The organism is Nonomuraea deserti, from assembly GCF_004348685.1.
Taxonomy (GTDB): domain Bacteria; phylum Actinomycetota; class Actinomycetes; order Streptosporangiales; family Streptosporangiaceae; genus Nonomuraea; species Nonomuraea deserti.
In genome coordinates this window covers 1-19,479 of the sequence record NZ_SMKO01000011.1, presented here as the reverse complement: position 1 = coordinate 19,479, position 19,479 = coordinate 1, and the positions used below count along the sequence as shown (strand labels likewise).

Genomic DNA, 19,479 nt, shown 5'->3' with positions numbered 1-19,479 from the left:
AAAGGCACCACCAACGTGAAGGAGAGCCCGTGACCCCCCTGCCCACGCTGCCGACGTCGCTGGTCGGAAGCTACGCCCAGCCCGAATGGCTGATCGACCGCGCCAGGCTGGCCGACCGGTTCCCGCCGCGGGTGCGGGCCAGGGAGCTGTGGCGCGTCCCGCCCGAGCTGCTCGCCCAGGCCCAGGACGACGCTACCGAGCTGGCGATCAGGGCCCAGGAGCGCGCCGGGCTGGACATCGTCACCGACGGCGAGATCAGGCGCGAGAGCTACTCCAACCACTTCGCCACCGCCCTCGACGGCATCGACCTCGACAACCCCGGCACGGCGCTCGACCGCAGCGGCCACCCCAACCCGGTGCCGCGCGTCGTCGGCCCGATCCGCCGCGCCCGCCCGATCGAGGTGGACGACCTGCGTTTCCTGCGCGCCCACACCGGCCGCACGATCAAGATGACGGTGCCGGGGCCGTTCACGATGAGCCAGCAGGCCCAGAACGACCACTATCCCGACGCCGAGGCGGCCGCGATGGACTACGCGGCGGCGGTCAACGCCGAGATCCGCGACCTGTTCGCGGCGGGCGCGGACATCGTCCAGATCGACGAGCCGTACATGCAGGCCAGGCCGGATCAGGCGCGCGCCTACGGGCTGGCCGCGCTGAACGCCGCGCTCGACGGCGTCACCGGCACGACGGCGGTGCACATCTGCTTCGGCTACGCGGCGATCATCCACGAGCGGCCCGAGGCGTACTCGTTCCTGCCCGAGCTGGCCGGCTGCCCGGTCGAGCAGGTGTCGATCGAGACCGCCCAGTCGGGGCTGGACCTGGGGGTGCTGTCCGACCTGAAGGGCAAGACGGTCATCCTCGGGGTGATCGACCTGTCCACGCCGGACGTCGAGCCGGTCGAGCTGGTGGCGGACCGGGTGCGCCGGGCGTTCGACCGGGTGCCGCCCGAGCGCGTCGTCATCGCCACGGACTGCGGGATGAAATATCTGCCCAGGGAGTCGGCGGAGGGCAAGATGCGTGCCATGGCGGGCGCGGCCCGCCTGCTGCGCGGCGAGCTCGGCCGTTCATGACCGCCGCCGGCGCGCGGCGGCGGCGCTCCTTCACCATGATCGTATGAACCACGCCGCTCGCATGAGCCGCCGGGGTGCCCGCGTGCAGCACGCCTACCCCTTCGACCCGACCCACGGCTACGACCTGGACGCCCTGCTCGCCGTCCCCGCGCCCGAGGAGCCGGACGGCTTCGCCGCGTTCTGGCAGGGGCTGCGCGCCCGTGCGGCGGCCGTGGACGTTGCCCCTTGGGCAGGGCCGCCGGAGGGGGAGGGCGGCGGCGTGGTCGTGCGTCCCGTGCGTTATACCTCGCTCGGCGGGGTCCGCCTCGGCGGCTGGCTCACCGTGCCCGCGGGCGGCCGGGTCACGCGGGGCTGCGTGGTGGGCCACGGCTACGGCGGCCGCGACGGCGTCGGCCCGCTGCCGCTCAGCCGGGGCACGGCGGCGATCTGGCCGTGCGCGCGCGGCCTTGGCGCCCGCGGCACGCGCCCCGGCATCCCCTCCGACGCCGCGCGGCACGTCCTGCACGGCATCGAGGCCAGGGACACCTACGTGCACGGCGGCTGCGCGGCCGACCTGTGGTGCGCGGCGACCGCCCTGCTGGATCTCGTGCCCGAGGCCGCGGGCAGGCTCGACTACATCGGGGCCAGCTTCGGGGGCGGCATCGGCGCGCTGGCGTTGCCCTGGGACGACCGCTTCACCGCCGCCGCCCTCGTCGTCCCCAGCTTCGGCGCCCATCCGCTGCGCCTCACCCTGCCCTGCACCGGCAGCGGTGAGGCCGTCCGTGTCAGGCACGCGAGCCATCCGGAGACGGCCGAGGTGCTGAGGTACTTCGACGCGGCCACGGCCGCCGCCCGGATCACGATCCCGGTGCACGTGGCCGCCGCGCTCTTCGACCCGGCCGTGCCGCCGCCCGGCCAGTTCGCCGTCCACAACGCGCTGGCCGGACCCAGGGAGTTGCACGTGCTGGAGACCGGCCACCACGACCACCCCGGTGTGCCGGCGGCGGAGAGGCGGCTGGCCGCGTCCCAGCGGGCGTTCCTTTGTTCATGAAATGTCCGCATATACCGGGTTGCCGATTTAGGATCATGGGCCTAGCCCCCCATGACCATCCGAGGAGCCGGCAGTGTCCGAGAGCGAGCAGGAAAGCGCCCCGCCCGGTGTCGACACCACCAAGCCCAGCGTCTCCCGCGTCTACGACTACATGCTCGGCGGCAAGGACAACTACGAGATCGACCGCCAGGTGGCCGCCATGGCGCTCAAGGTCGCGCCGGACGCGCCCGAGTCGGCCCGGGCCAACAGGGAGTTCCTCCGCCGCACCGTGCGCCACCTGGCCGCGCAGGCCGGCATCCGCCAGTTCCTCGACCTCGGCTCGGGCCTGCCGACGCAGGGCAACGTGCACGAGATCGCCCAGGCCGTCGCCCCGCGCTCCCGGGTCGTCTACGTCGACCACGACCCGATCGTGCTCGTGCACGGCCGCGCGCTGCTGGCCGTCGACCAGACCACCACGATCATCGAGGCCGACGCCCGCGACCCGGAGGTCATCCTCGCCGACAGGAAGACGCGCGGCCTCATCGACTTCTCCGAGCCGGTCGGGTTGCTGATGTTCGGGATCCTGCACCACCTCGGCGACGACGAGGACCCGGCCGGCATCGTGGCCCGGCTCCTCCGGCCGCTCGCCCCGGGCAGCCACCTGGTGATCTCGCACTTCTGCAACCCGGGGGAGGCCATGCCCGAGGTCTCGCGGCAGGCGTACGCGGCGGAGAAACTCTTCAACGCGCACCTCGGCACCGGGCGCTGGCGCGCCCGCGAGGACATCCTCGCCCTCTTCGACGGGCTGGAGCTGCTGGAGCCCGGCCTGGTGCCGCTGCCCGAGTGGCGGCCCGGCGCCGACGACCACGCGACGCCGGGCATCACCTACCACACCTTCGTCGGAGGCGTGGCCCGCAAACCCTAGCCCGCGGACCCGAAGTCGCGGACCCGAGCCCGTGAAGCCCGCCCGCGAACCCTAGGACGGCAGCTTGCCGGTGGCGACCACCTCGCGGTACCAGTGGGCGCTGTCCTTCCAGGTGCGCTCCATGGTGTCGCGGTCCACCCGCACGATGCCGAACCGCTTGGCGTACCCGTGCGCCCACTCGAAGTTGTCCATCAGCGACCACACGAAGTAGCCGCGCACGTCCGCCCCGGCCGCGATCGCCTCGGTCACGGCCGTCAGGTGGCGGCGCAGGTAGTCGACGCGGCGCTCGTCACGGACGCGCCCGTCGGCGTCCACGACGTCGGCGAACGCGGCCCCGTTCTCGGTGATCATCAGGGGCAGGCCGGGGTGGTCGCGGTGCAGCCGCAGCAGCAGCTCGGTCAGGCCGGTCTCGTCGATGTTCCAGCCCATCTCGGTGTACGGCCCGGGCTGGCGGACGAACTCGACCTCCTCGCACGCGATCCACGGCGAGGCCGCTCCGTCCTGGTGCCCGTCGGCGGTCTCCCGCCGCGCGGAGCCGTCCCATTGGCGCACCAGGGTGGGGTTGTAGTAATTGACACCGAGCACGTCCAGCGGCTGGCACGCGGCCGCCTCGTCGCCGTCGCGCACGAACGACCAGTCGGTCACCGAGGCGGTGTCGGCGATGAGGTCGCGCGGGTAGGCGCCCTCCAGCATGGGGCCGAGGAACGCCCGGTTGGCCAGCGCGTCCGCGCGCCGCACGGCGTCGGCGTCGCGCTCGGACACGCCGCGCACGTGGTGCAGGTTGAGCGTGACCGACATCTGCGCGGCCGCGGCCGCGGTCGTGCGCAGCGCCTGGACGGCCAGGCCGTGGCCGAGGTTGAGGTGGTGCACGGCCGCCAGCGCCGCGGCGGGCTCGGTCCTGGCCGGTGCGTGCACGCCGGAGGCGTAGCCGAGGTAGGCCGAGCACCACGGTTCGTTCAACGTGATCCAGGTGTGCACGCGGTCGCCGAGCGCGTCGCCCATGTGCCGGGCGTACTCGGCGAAGCGCCGCGCCGTGTCGCGGTGCGGCCAGCCGCCCGCGTCCTCCAACTCCTGCGGCAGGTCCCAGTGGTAGAGCGTGGCCACGGGCGCGATGTCCCTGGCGAGCAGGCCGTCCACCAGCCGGGAGTAGAAGTCCAGTCCCGGCGCGTTGACCGGGCCGCTGCCGCAGGGCTGCACGCGCGGCCAGGAGATGGAGAAACGGTACGCGCCGACGCCGAGCGCGGCCAGGATGTCGAGGTCCTCCTCGAGCCGGTGGTAGTGGTCGCAGGCCACGTCGCCGGTGTCGCCGCCCGCGACGCGCCCGGGGGTGTGGGAGAAGGTGTCCCAGATCGACGGGCCCCTGCCGGCCTCGTTCCAGGCTCCCTCCACCTGGTAGGCGGCGGTGGCGGTGCCCCACAGGAAGTTCTCGGGAAAGGTGGTCATGCTGCTCCTCAGAGGATGATCTCGATGTCGTCGGTGCCGGGGCCGGCGGCCACCCGTACGCCGCCGGGCGTCGTCTCAAGGCCGGGGTGCCGGGCCTCGCGCACCCCGGCGAGCAGCAGGTTCCAGGGCGCGGGCGCGCCCTTGACGCGGCGGGCGCGGACCCGCCCGCCCGCGCGCGAGACCTCGAACACCGCGGCGTCGCCGCCGTCCGCCGCGGGCACGGTGACCGTGCGGCTCCCGCCGTCGGCCAGGTGGACCTGCAGGGTGACGCCGTCGGCGTAGTCGTAGTCGGGCCGGTCGTCGCGGGCCCCGATCGGCAGCACCGCGCCGGGCCGCACCAGCAGCGGCAGGCTGCCGAACCCGTGCCGCTCGGTACGCCAGCCGGGCCCGGTGACGGACTCGGTGACGGACTCGGTGACGGACTCGGTGACGGTCTCGCCGTCGAGCAGCCGGGTCCACACCCCTTCAGGGACGTAATACGAAATGTCGCCATCGGCGGACAGCACCGGCGCCACCAGCAGGTCCGGGCCCAGCATGTACTGGGCATCCAGGTGGTCGCAGCCCCGGTCACCGGGGAACTCCAGCTGCATCGCCCGCATCACCGGCAGGCCCTCCCTGGCAGCCTGTACGGCGGCGCCGTACAGGTAGGGCATCAGCCGCGCCTTCAACCGCGTGAACGCGCGCAGCACGTCGACCGACTCCTCGTCGAACAACCACGGCACCCGGTACGACCCGCTCCCGTGCAGCCGGCTGTGCGACGACAGCAGCCCGAAGGCCACCCACCGCTTGAACACGGCCGGATCGGGCATGCCCTCGAACCCGCCGATGTCGTGGCTCCAGAAGCCGAAACCGGCCAGGCCGAGCGACAGCCCGCCCCGCAGCGACTCGGCCATCGCCTCGAACGTCGACTCGCAGTCGCCGCCCCAGTGCACCGGCATCCGCTGCCCGCCCACGGTGGCCGACCTGGCGAACAGCACGGGCGCGCCCCGCTCGGCCAGCGCCCGGTGCACGGTCTCGTTGTAGACGAGGCTGTAGTAATTGTGCATCCGCTCGGGGTCGGAGCCGTCGGAGTAGACGACGTCGGTCGGGATGCGCTCGCCGAAGTCGGTCTTGAACGCGTCCACCCCCATGTCGAGCAGCCCGCGCAGCCTGCCCGCGTACCATTCCCTGGCGGCGGGGGAGGTGAAGTCCACCAGCGCCCGGCCGGCCTGCCAGTGGTCATCCTGCCAGACGGTCCCGTCGGGACGGCGCAGCAGGTGCCCGGCAGCGGCGCCCTCGTCGAACAACGCCGACGCCTGCCCGATGTACGGGTTGATCCACACGCACACGCGCAGCCCGCGCTCCTTGAGCCGGCGCAGCATGCCCTCGGGGTCGGGGAACACCTCCGGGTCCCACTCGAAGTCGCACCACCGGTAACGGCGCATCCAGAAGCAGTCGAAGTGGAAGACGCTCAGCGGCAGCTCCCGCTCGGCCATCCCGTCCACGAACGACGTCACCGTGGCCTCGTCGTAGTCGGTGGTGAACGACGTCGACAACCAGAGCCCGAACGACCACGCGGGCGGCAGCGCGGGGCGGCCGGTCAGCGCCGTGTAGCGGCGCAGGATGTCGGCCGGCGCCGGCCCGTGGACGATCAGGTATTCCAGGTCGTGGCCCTCGGCGCTGAACTGCACCCGCGACACCGTCTCGGAGCCCACCTCGAACGACACCCGGCCCGGATGGTTGACAAACACCCCGTAGCCGCGGTTGGTGAGGTAGAAGGGCACGTTCTTGTAGGCCATCTCGCTGCTGGTGCCGCCGTCGTCGTTCCAGACGTCCACGGACTGCCCGTTGCGCACCAGGGGGCCGAAGCGCTCGCCGAGCCCGTACACGAGTTCCCCGGCGCTCAGGCGCAGCTGCTCGACCATGAAGTGCCGCTCGCCGGCGTCGCGCATCACGCCCAGGCTCTTGCCGGCGCTGCGGGTCAGCTCGCGGCCGCCGGCGCTGAACGTCATCTCCCACGGCGCGTCCCTGCGCACCCGTACGGTGAGGGCGCCGCTGGTCAGGCTCGCGGTCTCGCCGTCCACGGCGACCCGCACGTCCGGCCGCTCGTCGCGCACCTCGAAGGCCGGCGCGTCCGGCACCGATCCGGCGAAGTGCACCGCACGGACCCTGATCACGTCCGGCATCGGGGACGACAGGTCCAGCCGCAACACCGGGCCGTCGAGGGTGTGGCCGCGGCGGGTGATCTCCCTCGTCGGGGCGAGCACCCGCAGCGAGGCGGCCTCCGCGCTCACGTCGTGGGCCGAGGCGGCGTAGTCGCCCCGCACCCCGGGGCGCATCCGCCAGTAGCCGTCTTTGAACTTCATCGGGATCGTGGCGCGGCGTCCCCCGCCGTGGGGACCGGCGGGAGGCGCCGCCCCTCCTTTCGCAACAGTGGGCCGCAACAGTGAGCAGGGGTTACTCCGCGTGGGGGCGCAGCGCGACGACGTCGCGGGGCGCCAGCGTGACCTCGCCGTCGGCGACGGCTCCGGTCAGCAGATCCTCCGCCTGCTCGGGGATGGGCACGACGGCCGTATCGGCGCCGTGGTTGAGCAGGAACAGCACGTCTCCGCGGCGCACCGCCTCGACTCCCGGCGGCAGCAGCGGCAGCGCGCCGGCCACGGCGGCGTCCGCCAGCGCCCGCTCGATGATCCGGCCGAGCGCGGCGGGCTCGGGCATGGTCGCCACGTACCAGGCGACTCCGCCGCCGGCCGTGTTCCGCAGCACGGCGGGGCTGCCCGCCAGGTCGCCTCCTGCGAACTCGGCCACCGCCTCCGCGCCCTCGGCCGCCACCAGCTCCGTCCAGGTGTGCGCGGTGAAGGCGGCGCCGCCGGCCCACCGGCAGCGCACCGGCACGCCGTCGGGCGCCGGCAGCCACTCCTCCCCGGACGCGCCCAGCACGTCGCGCAGCGGCGCGGGGAACCGTCCGGTACGCACGTGCGACCGCTCGTCCACCACCCCGGAGAACGGCCCGACCACCAGCACGCCGCCGCCGCGCGCGTACGCGGTCAGCGCCGCCGCGTCCCGGTCGCCGACCAGGAACAGGTTCGGCACCACCACCAGCGCGTAGCCGGACAGGTCCGCGGAGGGAGGCACCACGTCCACGCTCACGCCGCGCTCCCACAGCGGCAGGTAGTAGCTGAGCAGCTGGTCGGTAGCGTTGAGCCGGTCGCTCGGCCGGCCGCGCTCCTCCAGCGCCCACCAGCTCGCCCAGTCGAACACCATCGCCACCCGCGCGGGGACCGGCGTGCCCGCCACGGAGGCGAGCCCGCGCAACTCCCGGCCGTGGGCGCGGACCGCGGCGTGCAGCCGCGTGTCCTGCCCGGCGTGCGGCACCATCGCGGCGTGGAAGCGCTCGGCGCCGAACCGGGAGGCCCGCCACTGGAAGTAGCAGAGCCCGTCCGCGCCGCGGGCCAGCGCCTGCAGCGACTCCAGCCGGAACTGGCCGGGCGGTTTGGGCAGGTTGTGCGGCCGCCAGTTGACGGCGCTCGTGGCCTGCTCCATCAGCAGCCACGGCCGTTCCCCCGCGAGGCCGCGCATCAGGTCGTGGGTGAGCGCCGTGCGCGCCGGGGCCAGCGGGTCGCCCGGCTCGGGATACCAGTCGTTGGAGACGACGTCCTCCTCGGCTGCCCACGACCAGTAGTCGACCGGCTTGAACAGTCCCATGAAGTTCGTGGTGACCGGCGTGCCGGGGGTGTGCTGCCGCAGGATGTCGCGCTCGGCCCGGTAGTGCTCGAGCAGCGCGTCGGAGCAGAACCGCCGCCAGTCGAGGCGCTGCGACGGGTTGATGAGGTACGGGGCCGGACGCGGGGGGACGATCTCGGCCCAGTCGCCGTAGCGCTGGCTCCAGAACGTGGTGCCCCACGCCTCGTTGAGGGCCTCCAGGTCGCCGTAGCGCTCGCGCAGCCAGGCGCGGAACGCGGCCGCCGACTCGTCGCAGTGGCAGACCTGGCCGTACTCGTTGCCCACGTGCCACAGGGCGAGCGCCGGGTGGTCCGCGTACCGGGAGGCCAGGGCGGAGACGATCGACAGGGCGCGCTCGCGGTAGACGGGCGACGAGGGGCAGAACTGGTTGCGCGAGCCGTACCAGAGCCGGTGGCCCGACTCGTCGACCGGCAGCGTCCGCGGCCATCGGTGCCCCAGCCACGGCGGCGGCGAGGCGGTGGGGGTCGCCAGGTCCACCGCGACGCCGTACTCGTCCATGAGGTCGAGCACCCGGTCCAGCCAGGCGAAGTCCCGCACGTCCGGCTCGGGTTCGAGCCGGGCCCAGCTGAACACGCCGACGGTGACCAGGTTGACCCCGGCCGCGCGCATCAGCTCGGCGTCCTGCGCCCACACCTCCTCCGGCCACTGCTCAGGGTTGTAGTCGCCGCCGAACAGCAGCCCGCGGCCCGCGGTGAGCGTGTGCATCCCCAGCCGGGAGGTCATGCCCGCCTCCTCCCTTCCCGTCCGGTCGTACGTGGGGGCGCGGAGCTGTCGCCGGCCACCAGCCGGCAGGGCACCAGCCGCTGCTGGGGCGGGCCGTCGCCGCACAGCCGGTCGATGAGCATGCGCGCGCCGAGCCTGCCGAGCTCCGTGCCGGGCGGCTCCAGCGTCGTCAGCCTGGGATGGAACATCTCCGCGACCCGGGCCGACGACAGCACCAGCAGCAGGGTCAGGTCATCGGGAATCCGCCATCCGCGCGCCGCCACGGCCGCGATCACCCCGACCGCCGCGTGGTCGTCCATCACGGCCAGCGCGGTCACGTCGGGATGCGCCTCCATGAGCCGCTCGAACGCCTCCCGGCCCTCCTCCGCCGACCCCGGGCGGTGGCCGTCCACGTAACCGATCCCGGCCGCCCGCGCGGCGGCGGCGAACTCCTCGCCGGCGCGGACCGCGGGGCCGTAGCCGTCGGCGTACGCGCCGGACGAGAGGTTGAAGAAGGCCAGCTCGCGATGGCCGAGTGCGGCCACGTGCGCCACGGCGTCCCTGGCCGTGGCCGCGAAGTCGATGTCGGCGTAGTCGATCGAGCCGGGGTCGCGGGTGCGCCCTATCATGCTGAACGGCACGCCCGCCGCCGTCAGGAAGGCCGCACGCTCGTCGTCGAGGCCGACCTCCATGAGCAGCACCCCGTCGACCAGCCCGAGGCCGGTGAGGTGGCGCAGCTCCTCGATCGGGTCGGCGTGCTCGGGGGAGAGCAGCAGGTGGTGGCCCAGCTCGCGGGCCGCCTCGGCGGCGCCGGTGGCGAACTGCATCTCCGTCAGGCCGAAGCCGCTGCGGGGGGCGGGGTACAGCAGCGCCAGGATGCGGGTCCGCTTGCTCTGCAGACCCCTGGCCAGCAGGTTGGGGCGGTAGCCGAGCTCGGCCGCGGCCTGCTCGATGCGCCGCTTGGTGCCGGCCGCGACCGGCCGGGTGCCGTTGAGCGCGGCCGACACGGTGCTGATCGCGACCTGTGCGCGCTCGGCCACGTCGCGTAATGAGGGCATCCTGCTCCCGACCCTGGGGCACGCTCGGCCGGAGGGGGCCGATACGGTAGTCGAAACGTTTCGCACAACCTAGGGTCCGTTTTGTGGGGATGTCAATGGCGTTGATTCGGATGTCCAGAAAGGCGGCCCCGGCCGTGCCGGTGTGACCGGGGCGCGCTCCCAGGCCCCCTAGTACACGTACGGCCAGCCGTCGGAATCCCAGCCGAGGAGGTTGATCCCGAGCTTCGGCGTGCCGTTGTCCGCGCCGTCGTAGTAGTGGTAGACGAGCAGGTCGCCGTCGACGTCCCGCATGATGCTCTGCCCGCCGGGGCCGATGACCCGGCCGTGCGTCTCCAGGACCGGCGTGCCGCCGCCGTTCAGCATGGACCGCCCCGAGCGGTCGGTGTACGGGCCGGTCGGGCTGGTGGAGCGGCCGACCTTGACCTTGTACGTGCTGCTCGTGCCGGCGCAGCACCGGTCGTAGGAGGCGAACAGGTAGTAGTGATCGCCGTGCCTGACGATGTGGGGCGCCTCGACGGCGCGGGGCGCGTCGGGGCGGGTGGCGAGGTGGTGGAGCGTGCCGTCGCCGGGGAGCCGCTTGCCCGTCGAGGGGTCCAGCCGGATCATCCGGATGCCGGTCCAGTGGGAGCCGAAGCTCAGCCACCACCGGCCGGAGGAGTCCACGAGCAGGTTCGGGTCGATGGCGTTGTGGTCGGAGCTCGTCGTGGTCGAATAGACGACGCCCTGGTCGGTCCACGAGCCGGGCTGCCCGGTCGAGCTGGTGGCCAGGCCGATGGCGGAGTGGTTGGAGCCGAAGCTGGAGACCGCGTAATAGAGCAGGTAGCGCCCGCCGTGCTGGGAGATGTCGGGCGCCCACGGATCGTTGCCGGAGGAGTAGGCACGCCACCACGACGGCGGCGTGCGGAAGGCGGAGCCGGCGCGGGAGAAGGCGATGCGGTCGGTGGAGGTGCGCGCCTCCAGATAGCCGTGGGTGGAATAGAGCACGTATCCGGTCGAGGTGCGGATCATCGTGGGGTCGTGGACGACGACGTCTCCGGTGACGTGGCCGGGGTCGGGGTAAGCGAAGGCCGTGCTCGCGAGGAGCGCGAGCGCGGCGGACGTGGTGCCGATGAGGCGTGACAGGCGACGCACAGGGGTCCTCCTTCGGGGATGGGCGAAGGCGGCGGGTGCCGCCGTTCGTCGTTCGCCTGCCTGACGCTGCGCCGGACGACATGTAAACCCGGCTTCTGACGGACGTCAACCACCAGGTGAAACTTTCACGGCCGACCGGGTGTCCCCGCGGGGGGCCGGTGCGAGGCCTTGACAGAGGTCGCCGGGCGTGCCTACGTTCGAGCCGCTTTCGTCTCTGATGTTAACGCTAACAGTGCCTGCGCTGCGCCACAGCGACACCGGGCACGGCGTCACCCGGGCGGCGGCGCGGTGGACCGGCGTTGGATGAGCTCTATGGGCCCGGCCAGCACCTCGGCCACCTTGTCGTCGGGCTTGAGCCCGGCGAGCAGGGTGACGCCGCGACGGCCGAGCTCCGCCAGCGGCATCCGCACCGTGGTCAGGGCCGGGAACAGGTAACTGGCCAGCTCCAGGTCGTGCACGGCCACGATCGAGACGTCACGCGGGATCTCGAGTCCGGCCGAGCGCGCGCCCTCCATCGCGCCGATCGCCGAGGCCACGTTCGCCACGAACACCGCCGTCGGCCGCTCGGGGCCGTCGAGCAGGCGGGCCATCGCCGCCGCGCCGCCGGCCGGCGTGTATCCGGCCGCCACGATCGGGCCCTCCGGCAGCCGGGCCTCGCGCATCGCCGCCGAGTAGCCCGCCGACCTGCGACCGGCCGTGTCGGCGCCGGCCGGTCCCGCCAGATGGGCGATGCGGCGGTGGCCGAGGCGTACGAGGTGCTCCACCGCGAGCGCGGCGGCCCGCTCGTCGTCGAGGATGACGTACCGCTCGACGCTCCTGCTGCGGTTGTTGAGCATGATCCACGGGATGGCGGCCCGGTCGAGGTGCTCGACGAGCCCGGCCTCGTCGCCCGCCCCGGCCAGCAGCAGGCCGTCGATGCGGCCCTGCCCGATCCGGTCCATGTACTCGCCGAGCCCGGCGCCGATGGCGCTGCCGGTGACCAGGACGTACCCCTGCGAGGCCGCCTCCGACTCCGCGCCCTTGATGATCTCCGCGTAGACGGGGTTGGCGAAGTCGGGGATGAACAGCCCGAACATGTGCGCCCGCGCGGTGCGCAGGCTCCGCGCGGCCACGTTGGGCCGGTAGCCGAGCCTGTCGATCGCGGTGAGCACCCGCTCCCGCGTCTCCTGGCGGATGTTGAGCGTGGGGTCCTTGTTGATGACGCGGGAGACGACGGCCCTGTCGACCCTCGCCATCGCGGCGACGTCGGCGAGCGTGACCCGTGAGCGCTTCATGCCGACGATCCTGGACGCACGCTCTCGCCCGTGTCCATCGAGCGGTAGAGGGCGTGGATCAGGCGCAGCGTGCCGAGGTTGTCGGCCCCGGACGTCTCCGGCTCGCCGCCCTCGGCGATCGCCCGAAGCAGCGAACCCATGGGCCCGGCCACCGCGTCGGGCAGCCACCGCGTGGTCACCGGGTAGGGCAGCCACCCGTCGGTCGGCAACGAGAGGCTGTTGACGGCCAGGGTGTCGGGGCGGCCGTGCGGATAGTCATAGAGCAGGCCCAGCGTGCCCTTGATCGCGCCCGCCGTCCCGTCGATGCGGAACGACGCCTCCTGGTCGCCGGTGCTGTTCTCGTGCGTGGCGTGGACCAGCGCCCGCACGTCGCCCGGGTAGACCAGCGTGCTCATCGTCCTGGTCTCGCCCTCGGCGACCTGGCCGGGGGTGCGGCTGCCGGTGCAGAAGACGAGCTCGGGGTCGCCGAGGACCGAGCGGATCGCGTCGAGATAGTGGATGGAGTGGTAGACGATCTCCAGCCGCTCGGCGCTGACGAGCCAGTCCCAGGCGCTCCAGTCGGTGTGGATGTTCACGGTGAACGTCATGGCCGTCGGCTCGCCGATCCAGCCCGCCCGGACCATGGCGCGGGCGGCGGCGACGCCCTCGTCGAAGCGGAGCTGCTGGTTGACCGCGACCTTCAGCCCGCGGGCCGCCGCCAGCTCGACGATCTCCTGCCCGGTCGCGACGTCGGGCGCGAACGGCTTCTGGCACAGCAGGTGCTTGCCGGCCGCCAGCGCCGCTCGCGCGATGCCGGGCTGCGCGCCCGGCGCGACCGCGATGTCGACCACGGCGGCCCGCTCGTCGGCCAGCAGCTCCTCCAGCGACCCGTACGTCCTGGGCACCCCGTGGCGGCCGGCCACCTCGGCGGCCCGCCCCGCGTCGAGGTCGAACAGCCCGGTCACCTCCAGCCCGGCCTGCCGGTAGGCGGGCAGGTGGGCGACGTCGACGATCGCCCCGGCGCCGACCACCGCGACCGGCAGCCGGTGCTCCGCGGGGACGCCCAGGCCGGCCGCGGCGGCGATGGGCGCGAAAACGTCGATCATGCGGGCTCCTCGATGCCGTAGAAGCGGGTCGCGGTGCCGCCCAGCACGGCCGCGCGATCGGCCGGCGGCAGCCCGGACAGCGCCGTGCCCGTCTCCCGCCACACCTTCGCGTAGTCGCCGGCCAGCAGCGCCACCGGCCAGTCGCTGCCGAACATGAGCCGCTCGGGCCCGAACAGCTCCAGCGCGTGCTCCACGTACGGCCGCAGGTCGGCGGCCGTCCAGGTCGCGGCGTCGGCCGCGGTGTTCAGCCCGGACACCTTGGCGTACACCTCCGGGCACTCGGCCGCGCGGGCGAGCAGCGACGCCCACGGCTCCCAGCCCTGCTCCTTGATCGGCGGCTTGGCGAGGTGGTCGATGACCATCCGCAGGCCCGGCACCCGCTCGGCCAGCACCGGCACGTGCTCCAGGTGCCGGGGCAGCACGGCGACCACGTCGAACGGCAGCCCGGCCGCCGCCAGCAGCCGCAGTCCCTCGATCACGGAGTCCTGCAGCACCCAGTCGGGGTCGGGCTCGTCGTGGATGAGGTGGCGTACCCCGGCGAACTTCGGATGCCGCCGGTAGCGCTCGAGCGCCTCGGCCGCCTCGTCCGGCCGCCGCAGCGGCACCCAGCCCACCACCGCGCCGATCACGTCGTGGGCGTCGGCCTGCGCGAGCATGGCGTCGGTGTCGGCGTAGGAGTCCATCGCCTGCACCAGGACCGTGCGTTCGACTCCCGCGGCGGCGAGCTGGGGGAGGAGCTCGGCCGGCTCGAACGTGCGGAAGATCGGCCCGGCCTCGGAGGTCAGCCACGGGTAGGAGCCCGTCTCCAGGTTCCAGAAGTGCTGGTGGGCGTCGACGACGGCCATCCGGCCTCCTCACATGATCAATCGTTTGAGCGTACACAACGTAGCCGGTGAGCCCGCTGTCCGGCTAAGCGTTCGCGGGAGGTTGGACGAGCTCCAGCGTGATCGCGTCGGGGTCGAGGAAGTAGCAGGCGTAGCCGCCCCTGTTGACGCCCGCGGTGATCTCGGCGGGCGGGTTGACGAAGGTCACGCCGGCCGCCGACAGCCGGGCGTGCTGCGCGCGGGCGTCCTCGACCGTGAGCGCCAGATGGGCGGCGCCGGGCAGGTGGCGGGCGGGGTCGCGCGGCGCGCCGCGGGGCCGTACGTACTCGACCAGCTCCAGGTCGTGGGTGGAGACGCCGCGGGGCTGGCCGGGCACGGCGAGCTGGGCGACGCGCAGCACCGCGTCGGGGTAGCCGACGAGCCTGCGGGTGTAGGCGTTGTCCTGCTCCTGCCGGTGCACGACGGTGAATCCGAGCAGGTCGCGGTAGAACGCCACGGACCTGTCGAGGTCGGCGACCGTGAACGAGAAGTGCCAGACGCCTCTCATCGCGGCGCCTCCCGCCCGGTCAGGGCGCGTAGCTCGTCCGCGACGCGATCGGCGCCGGGCACCAGGGCCTGCGCCAGCGTCTGCGCGGCCGGCATCCGCACGTCGGGCGTGCCGATCCGGACGGGCGGCGCGAGCAGCGGCACCCCGGCGCCGGCCACGCGGGCGACGACCTCCGCGCCGAAGCCGCCGGTGACGTTCGCCTCGTGGACGACCGCCAGCCTGCGGGTGCGGCGGGCGCTCTCCAGCACCGCCCCGGTGTCGAACGGGTTGAGCCACGGCGTCTCCAGCACCTCGGCGTCGATTCCCTCGCCGGCCAGCACCTCGGCCGCCTCCAGCACCCGGTGCGTCATCGCGCCCCAGGTGACGACCGTGACGTCGGAGCCCGCACGGCGGGTGCGCGCCCCTCCCATGGGCCGGACCGGGCCGCCGACCTGGACCTGCTCCTTCGCGCCGAAGTACAGCGTGCGGTTCTCGATCACCAGCACCGGGTCGTCGCCGTGCACGGCCGTCACCAGCAGGTCGTACGCGTCCTGCGGCGTGCTCGGCATGCACACCCGCAGCCCCGGCACGTGCAGGAACAGCGCCTCCAGGCACTGCGAGTGCTGGGCGCACGCGCCCGGCGCGTTGCCCTGCTGGGTGCGGATCGTCAGCGGGGCGCTCAGCCGCCCGCCGGAGACGTAGCGCACGTTGGCCGCCTGGTTGACGATCTGGTCGAGCGCCACCAGGGAGAAGTCGGCCCACATGATCTCGACGATCGGGCGGCGGCCCATCATCGCCGCGCCCACCGCGCTGCCGAGGATGGCCGACTCGCTGATCGGCGTGTCGAACGCCCGGTCGCCGTGCTGCTTGCGCAGGCCCCTGGTCACGCCGAACACGCCGCCTGGCACGGCGACGTCCTCGCCGTAGACCAGCGTCTCCGGCAGCTCCTCCATGAGCCGGTGCAGGGCCGCGTTCACGGCCTCGCCGTAGGTGAGATCGCGCTCAGGCATACAGGTGCTCCCTCGCGGTCGCGGGGTCGGCGAACGGCGCGTCGAGCGCCGCGGCGGCGGCGGACTCCATCTCCGCCCGCGCCCGGTGCTCCACCGCGTCGACGTCGGCGGCGGGCACCCCGTCGGCGAGCAGGCCCTCGCGCAGCCGGGCGATCGGCTCCCTGCGCCTGATCCGCTCCAGCTCGCCGGGCTGACGGTACGCCTCCGCGTCGCCGATGTAGTGGCCCACCAGCCGTTCGGTCATGCACTCCAGCAGCGTCGGCCCGCCGCCCTCGCGGGCGACCTCCAGGGCGTCGCGCATGTGGAAGCGCACGGCCTCGGCGTCGTTGCCGTCGATCCGGTGCCCGGGCATCCCGTACGCGGCCGCGCGGTCGGCCAGGCGCGGCGCGCGCACCATGTCGGCGATCGGCGTCAGCTCCGAGTAGCGGTTGTTCTCGCAGACGAAGACGACCGGCAGGGAGAAGGCGGCGGCGAAGTTCATCGCCTCGTGCACCGCGCCCTGGTTCATCGCGCCGTCGCCGAAGACGCTCACGGCGGCCCGGCCCGAGCCGTCGAACCTGCCCGCCAGCGCGGCCCCGCACGCGATCGGCGCGCCGGCGCCCACGATCGAGTTCTCGCCGTGGAAGCCGTGCTCGGCGGCCGTGAAGTACGCCGAGCCGCCCCGGCCGCCGTTCACCCCCGTCGCCCGGCCCATCAGCTCGGCGAACAGCGGCTCCGCCGGCACGCCCCTGGCCAGCGCCCAGCCGTGACCGCGGTAGGTCGCGAACAGCGCGTCCCGCGGCTCCAGCACGTCGCACGCGCCTGCCGGGATGGCCTCCTGGCCGACGCACAGGTGCACCGACCCCACGATCGGGCCCTCGGCCCGCAGGTCGCGCACCTTCTCCTCGAACGCGCGGATCCGCCACATGGCCAGCAGGTCCGCGAGCCGTCTCTCACTCATCGCTCTTTCTCCAGGCGTCGAGGGCCGCGGCGCAGATCGCCCCGGCGTCGCCGATGTAGGACTCGGGCGGGATGGGCAGCGGGCCCAGGCTCGCCAGGTCGTCGGGGCCGGCGACGTCGCGCAGGGCCTCGGCCAGCCCGCGCCCGCGCTCGCGCGCCTCGTGGGCCGCCCGGTAGACCAGGTCGTGCGCCTTCTCCCGGCCCAGCACGGGGGCCAGGCGCATCATGTACGCCTCCGCCATGATCAGGCCGCCCTCGGCGCCCAGGTTGGCCCGCATGACGGCGGGGTAGACGCGCAGCCCGGCGGCGACGTCGGCGGCCGTGGCCAGCGCGCCCGCGGCCAGCTCGGCCAGCAGCGGCACGACGTACCACTCGACCTGCCACTCGCCGGCCGCCCGCTCGTGGCCGGCCTCCATCGCGCGGAACAGGCCGGAGCTGAGCGCCCCCGCCGTGCCGGACATGCCGATGACGGCTTCGCAGCCGATGGGGTTGGCCTTCTGCGGCATCGTGGAGGACGCCCCCCGGTGGTGGCCGCCCGCCTCGCGCACCTCGCCGACCTCGGTCCTGGACAGGTCCACGACCTCGCGGGCGAAGCGGGCGGCCGTGGCCGCCAGGCTCGCGCAGGTCACGCCGAACTCGGCGACGCCGTCCCTGGCCACGTGCCACGGCACGTCCGTGGTGCGCAGGCCGAGCCGCCCGGCCACGCCCTCGCGCACCTCGCGGGCGTGCCCGCCCATCGCCGCGGACGTGCCGCCGGCGCCGAACAGCGACACGACCCGCACCTGGCGGGAGGCGGCGGTGACCCGCTCGCGCTGCCGCGCCGCCTCCGCCAGCAGCACCGCCATCTTCGCGCCGAACGTCGTGGGCACCGCCTGCTGGGCGTGCGTGCGCGCGGCGACGACGGTGCCCGCGTGCCCGGCCACGAGACGGGCGATCGCCTCGCCGAAGGTGCCGAGCAGCGTGGCCAGGTGGTCGAGGGCCTCGCCCATCTGCAGGGCGAGGCCGGTGTCCATGATGTCCTGCGTGGTGGCGCCGTAGTGGACGCGGCCGTCGGGCCCGTCCGGGAGGGCCGTCGCGATCATCCGGACGAGGGGGAGGATCGGATAGCCCACGTTCGCCGCCTCCTCCCAGAGGCGGTCGAGGTCGATGTTCCGCGGGACGCAGGCCGCGGCGATGGCCTCGGCGTCGGCCTCGCCGATGATCCCCGCCTCGGCCTGGGCGCGGGAGAGCGCGGCCTCGGCGCGCAGCCAGGCGAGCACGGTGCGCTCGGCGGAGAAGATCCCGGCCATCGCGCGGTCGCCGAACAGTTCGGGCAGCAATTTGAACGTCTGCGCGGAGTCGGCGGCCACGGTCAGTTCATCTCCAGTCCGCCGTCGACGTTCAGGGCCTGGCCCGTGACGAACGAGGCCAGATCGCTGGCCAGGAACAACACCGCGGAGGCGACCTCCTCGGGCCGGCCGGGGCGGCCCAGCGGCGTACGCTCGCCGACCTCCTTGAGGTACCCGGCGCCCGCGCCGGGGCCGAAGCGCCGGTCGCGGTCGCCGATGATCTCGTCCCACATGGGTGTGAGGAAGACGCCGGGGCAGACCGCGTTGACCCGCACCGGGGCGAGCGCCTCGGCCGCGGACTTCGTCAGGGAGAGCAGCGCCGTCTTGGTGGCCGAGTAGTGGGCCGCGTTCGGGCGGCCCGAGCGGGCGGCGACGGAGGCGAGGGTGATGATCGAGCCGCCGCCCTGCTCGGCCATCCGCCGGCCGACGGCCTGGGTGAGCCAGAAGGCGGCGTTGAGGTTGGTGTCCACGATCCGCAGCCATTCGTCCGGCTCGATGTCCAGCAGCGGTGTGGTGCGCATGATCCCGGCGCAGTTCACCAGCACGTCGATCCGGCCGGGACCGGCGGCCAGCGCCTGCACCTGGGACCGGTCGGTGAGGTCGGCCGGCCGCGCGATGACGCCCAGCGTGGCCGCCGCCTCGGCGAGCCGCGGGCCCTCCAGGTCGGAGAGCACGACGTCCGCTCCGGCCTCGGCCAGCGCTCGGGCGCACGCCGGTCCGAGACCGCCCGCACCGCCCGTGACGAGCGCCGTGCGCCCGCTCAGGTCGATCGTGACAGCCATCCCCGATGCGCTCCCTCTCGTCGGTCAAACGATTGACCTGACCCTAACAGCGGCCTCACAAACCGGACAAGAGGGAGATCACTTGTTCTATCGGGAAATGTCTGGCCAGCCGAGTTCCGCGTGGAACGCCGCGCTCGCCCGCGCGAACGCGGCCCGGTCGAGCACCGCACCCCTGTGGCGGCCCTCCGTGATCGGCTCGTCGTGCATCCGCGCGGGCAGCACGCCGGGGCCGCCGCCCTCCCTGGCCGCGTACGCGCGCATCTCGTCGAGCCGGAGCTGCCCGGCCGCCAGCAGGTCCTCCAGCGTGAACGCAGCGCCGAGCACGGCGGTCACCAACGCCGTCAGGCGGTCGATGGTCAGCGGGCGCGTGGGGGAGGAGGCGAAGACGCACAGGTTGAGCGCGTCGAGCCCGCTCCAGAGCCGGAGCAGCCGGGCGGTGCGCCTCCCGCGCTCCTCGTCCAGCACCCCGGCCGGGGCGGGCTCGGCGCCGATCCGCCGCGCCTCGGGGAAGCTGTAGCCCAGCCCCGCGACGGGATCGAAGTCGAGGTCGTGCTCCAGGGCGTCATAGCGCGGGCCGCCCGGCGCGAGCGCGTACCCGAGCCCGACACCGGGCTGGATCCGGGGATCGAAACACGGCAGCTCCGGTCTCT

At 73.7% G+C, this 19,479-nt stretch carries 17 protein-coding genes; 3 read left to right on the top strand and 14 right to left on the bottom strand.

All coding sequences use genetic code 11. The features are described 5' to 3' along the window. Nucleotides 1-29 precede the first annotated feature (29 nt). From E1292_RS06985 to E1292_RS06975, 3 genes are all read left to right on the top strand, one after another. Nucleotides 30-1,070 carry a uroporphyrinogen decarboxylase family protein gene (locus tag E1292_RS06985; RefSeq protein WP_132593220.1) on the top strand — a complete coding sequence of 347 codons (1,041 nt, stop codon included), beginning with the start codon at nucleotides 30-32 and terminating at the stop codon, nucleotides 1,068-1,070. 43 nt (nucleotides 1,071-1,113) lie between these two features. Continuing rightward, entirely contained in the window at nucleotides 1,114-2,100 is a 987-nt protein-coding gene (locus E1292_RS06980) for an acetylxylan esterase (RefSeq protein ID WP_132593218.1), read from the top strand. A gap of 73 nt (nucleotides 2,101-2,173) precedes the next feature. Then, nucleotides 2,174-3,004, top strand: coding sequence for an SAM-dependent methyltransferase (locus tag E1292_RS06975; RefSeq protein ID WP_132593216.1), 831 nt, complete (start codon nucleotides 2,174-2,176; stop codon nucleotides 3,002-3,004). 51 nt (nucleotides 3,005-3,055) lie between these two features. On the opposite strand, the gene E1292_RS06970 is transcribed toward E1292_RS06975, so the two are convergent. The 14 genes from E1292_RS06970 to E1292_RS06905 all read right to left on the bottom strand — a co-directional run. Continuing rightward, nucleotides 3,056-4,447: a GH1 family beta-glucosidase gene (locus E1292_RS06970; RefSeq protein ID WP_132593214.1), complete on the bottom strand. Its 1,392-nt coding sequence runs from the start codon at nucleotides 4,445-4,447 to the stop codon at nucleotides 3,056-3,058. 8 nt (nucleotides 4,448-4,455) lie between these two features. Beyond that, nucleotides 4,456-6,792, bottom strand: coding sequence for an alpha-xylosidase (yicI, locus tag E1292_RS06965; RefSeq protein WP_132593206.1), 2,337 nt, complete (start codon nucleotides 6,790-6,792; stop codon nucleotides 4,456-4,458). Nucleotides 6,793-6,883: 91 nt separating this feature from the next. Then, entirely contained in the window at nucleotides 6,884-8,893 is a 2,010-nt protein-coding gene (locus E1292_RS06960) for a beta-galactosidase (RefSeq protein WP_132593204.1), read from the bottom strand. Beyond that, the gene (locus E1292_RS06955) at nucleotides 8,890-9,930 is read right to left on the bottom strand and encodes a LacI family DNA-binding transcriptional regulator (protein ID WP_132593202.1); all 1,041 of its coding nucleotides are present in this window, start codon (nucleotides 9,928-9,930) and stop codon (nucleotides 8,890-8,892) included. Before E1292_RS06955 ends, E1292_RS06960 begins: the two co-directional genes overlap by 4 nt. A gap of 168 nt (nucleotides 9,931-10,098) precedes the next feature. Beyond that, a complete protein-coding gene (locus tag E1292_RS06950) occupies nucleotides 10,099-11,061 on the bottom strand; it encodes an arabinan endo-1,5-alpha-L-arabinosidase (RefSeq protein WP_132593200.1) in 963 nt (320 codons plus the stop codon). Nucleotides 11,062-11,330: 269 nt separating this feature from the next. Further along, nucleotides 11,331-12,335, bottom strand: a complete 1,005-nt coding sequence (locus E1292_RS06945; protein WP_132593198.1) for a LacI family DNA-binding transcriptional regulator — start codon at nucleotides 12,333-12,335, stop codon at nucleotides 11,331-11,333. Beyond that, nucleotides 12,332-13,420, bottom strand: a complete 1,089-nt coding sequence (locus E1292_RS06940) for a Gfo/Idh/MocA family protein (RefSeq protein WP_132593196.1) — start codon at nucleotides 13,418-13,420, stop codon at nucleotides 12,332-12,334. The genes E1292_RS06945 and E1292_RS06940 overlap by 4 nt, the downstream gene beginning before the upstream one ends. Next, nucleotides 13,417-14,265 (bottom strand): amidohydrolase family protein, encoded by an 849-nt coding sequence (locus E1292_RS06935; protein ID WP_132593194.1) that lies wholly within the window; start codon nucleotides 14,263-14,265, stop codon nucleotides 13,417-13,419. Before E1292_RS06935 ends, E1292_RS06940 begins: the two co-directional genes overlap by 4 nt. A 64-nt stretch (nucleotides 14,266-14,329) precedes the next feature. After that, complete coding sequence (locus E1292_RS06930; RefSeq protein ID WP_132593192.1) at nucleotides 14,330-14,791, bottom strand: VOC family protein; 462 nt, start codon at nucleotides 14,789-14,791, stop codon at nucleotides 14,330-14,332. After that, nucleotides 14,788-15,780 (bottom strand): alpha-ketoacid dehydrogenase subunit beta, encoded by a 993-nt coding sequence (locus E1292_RS06925; protein ID WP_132593190.1) that lies wholly within the window; start codon nucleotides 15,778-15,780, stop codon nucleotides 14,788-14,790. Before E1292_RS06925 ends, E1292_RS06930 begins: the two co-directional genes overlap by 4 nt. Continuing rightward, nucleotides 15,773-16,720, bottom strand: coding sequence for a thiamine pyrophosphate-dependent dehydrogenase E1 component subunit alpha (locus tag E1292_RS06920; RefSeq protein WP_132593188.1), 948 nt, complete (start codon nucleotides 16,718-16,720; stop codon nucleotides 15,773-15,775). Before E1292_RS06920 ends, E1292_RS06925 begins: the two co-directional genes overlap by 8 nt. Next, on the bottom strand, nucleotides 16,713-18,068 hold the full coding sequence (locus tag E1292_RS06915) for a class-II fumarase/aspartase family protein (protein ID WP_220446707.1): 1,356 nt from the start codon (nucleotides 18,066-18,068) through the stop codon (nucleotides 16,713-16,715). Before E1292_RS06915 ends, E1292_RS06920 begins: the two co-directional genes overlap by 8 nt. A gap of 2 nt (nucleotides 18,069-18,070) precedes the next feature. After that, nucleotides 18,071-18,829, bottom strand: coding sequence for an SDR family NAD(P)-dependent oxidoreductase (locus E1292_RS06910; protein ID WP_132593186.1), 759 nt, complete (start codon nucleotides 18,827-18,829; stop codon nucleotides 18,071-18,073). Between the two features lie 87 nt (nucleotides 18,830-18,916). Continuing rightward, a partial coding sequence (locus E1292_RS06905; protein WP_132593184.1) for an aldehyde ferredoxin oxidoreductase C-terminal domain-containing protein occupies nucleotides 18,917-19,479 on the bottom strand: 563 nt, incomplete at its 5' end.

Bases quoted from the DNA above. Each gene is read 5' to 3' on its own strand.
- E1292_RS06980 (WP_132593218.1), top strand. From the start codon at position 1,114: ATGAACCACGCCGCTCGCATGAGCCGCCGGGGTGCCCGCGTGCAGCAC.
- E1292_RS06970 (WP_132593214.1), bottom strand. From the start codon at position 4,447: ATGACCACCTTTCCCGAGAACTTCCTGTGGGGCACCGCCACCGCCGCC.
- yicI (WP_132593206.1), bottom strand. From the start codon at position 6,792: ATGAAGTTCAAAGACGGCTACTGGCGGATGCGCCCCGGGGTGCGGGGC.
- E1292_RS06960 (WP_132593204.1), bottom strand. From the start codon at position 8,893: ATGACCTCCCGGCTGGGGATGCACACGCTCACCGCGGGCCGCGGGCTG.
- E1292_RS06955 (WP_132593202.1), bottom strand. From the start codon at position 9,930: ATGCCCTCATTACGCGACGTGGCCGAGCGCGCACAGGTCGCGATCAGC.
- E1292_RS06945 (WP_132593198.1), bottom strand. From the start codon at position 12,335: ATGAAGCGCTCACGGGTCACGCTCGCCGACGTCGCCGCGATGGCGAGG.
- E1292_RS06940 (WP_132593196.1), bottom strand. From the start codon at position 13,420: ATGATCGACGTTTTCGCGCCCATCGCCGCCGCGGCCGGCCTGGGCGTC.
- E1292_RS06935 (WP_132593194.1), bottom strand. From the start codon at position 14,265: ATGGCCGTCGTCGACGCCCACCAGCACTTCTGGAACCTGGAGACGGGC.
- E1292_RS06930 (WP_132593192.1), bottom strand. From the start codon at position 14,791: ATGAGAGGCGTCTGGCACTTCTCGTTCACGGTCGCCGACCTCGACAGG.
- E1292_RS06925 (WP_132593190.1), bottom strand. From the start codon at position 15,780: ATGCCTGAGCGCGATCTCACCTACGGCGAGGCCGTGAACGCGGCCCTG.
- E1292_RS06920 (WP_132593188.1), bottom strand. From the start codon at position 16,720: ATGAGTGAGAGACGGCTCGCGGACCTGCTGGCCATGTGGCGGATCCGC.
- E1292_RS06910 (WP_132593186.1), bottom strand. From the start codon at position 18,829: ATGGCTGTCACGATCGACCTGAGCGGGCGCACGGCGCTCGTCACGGGC.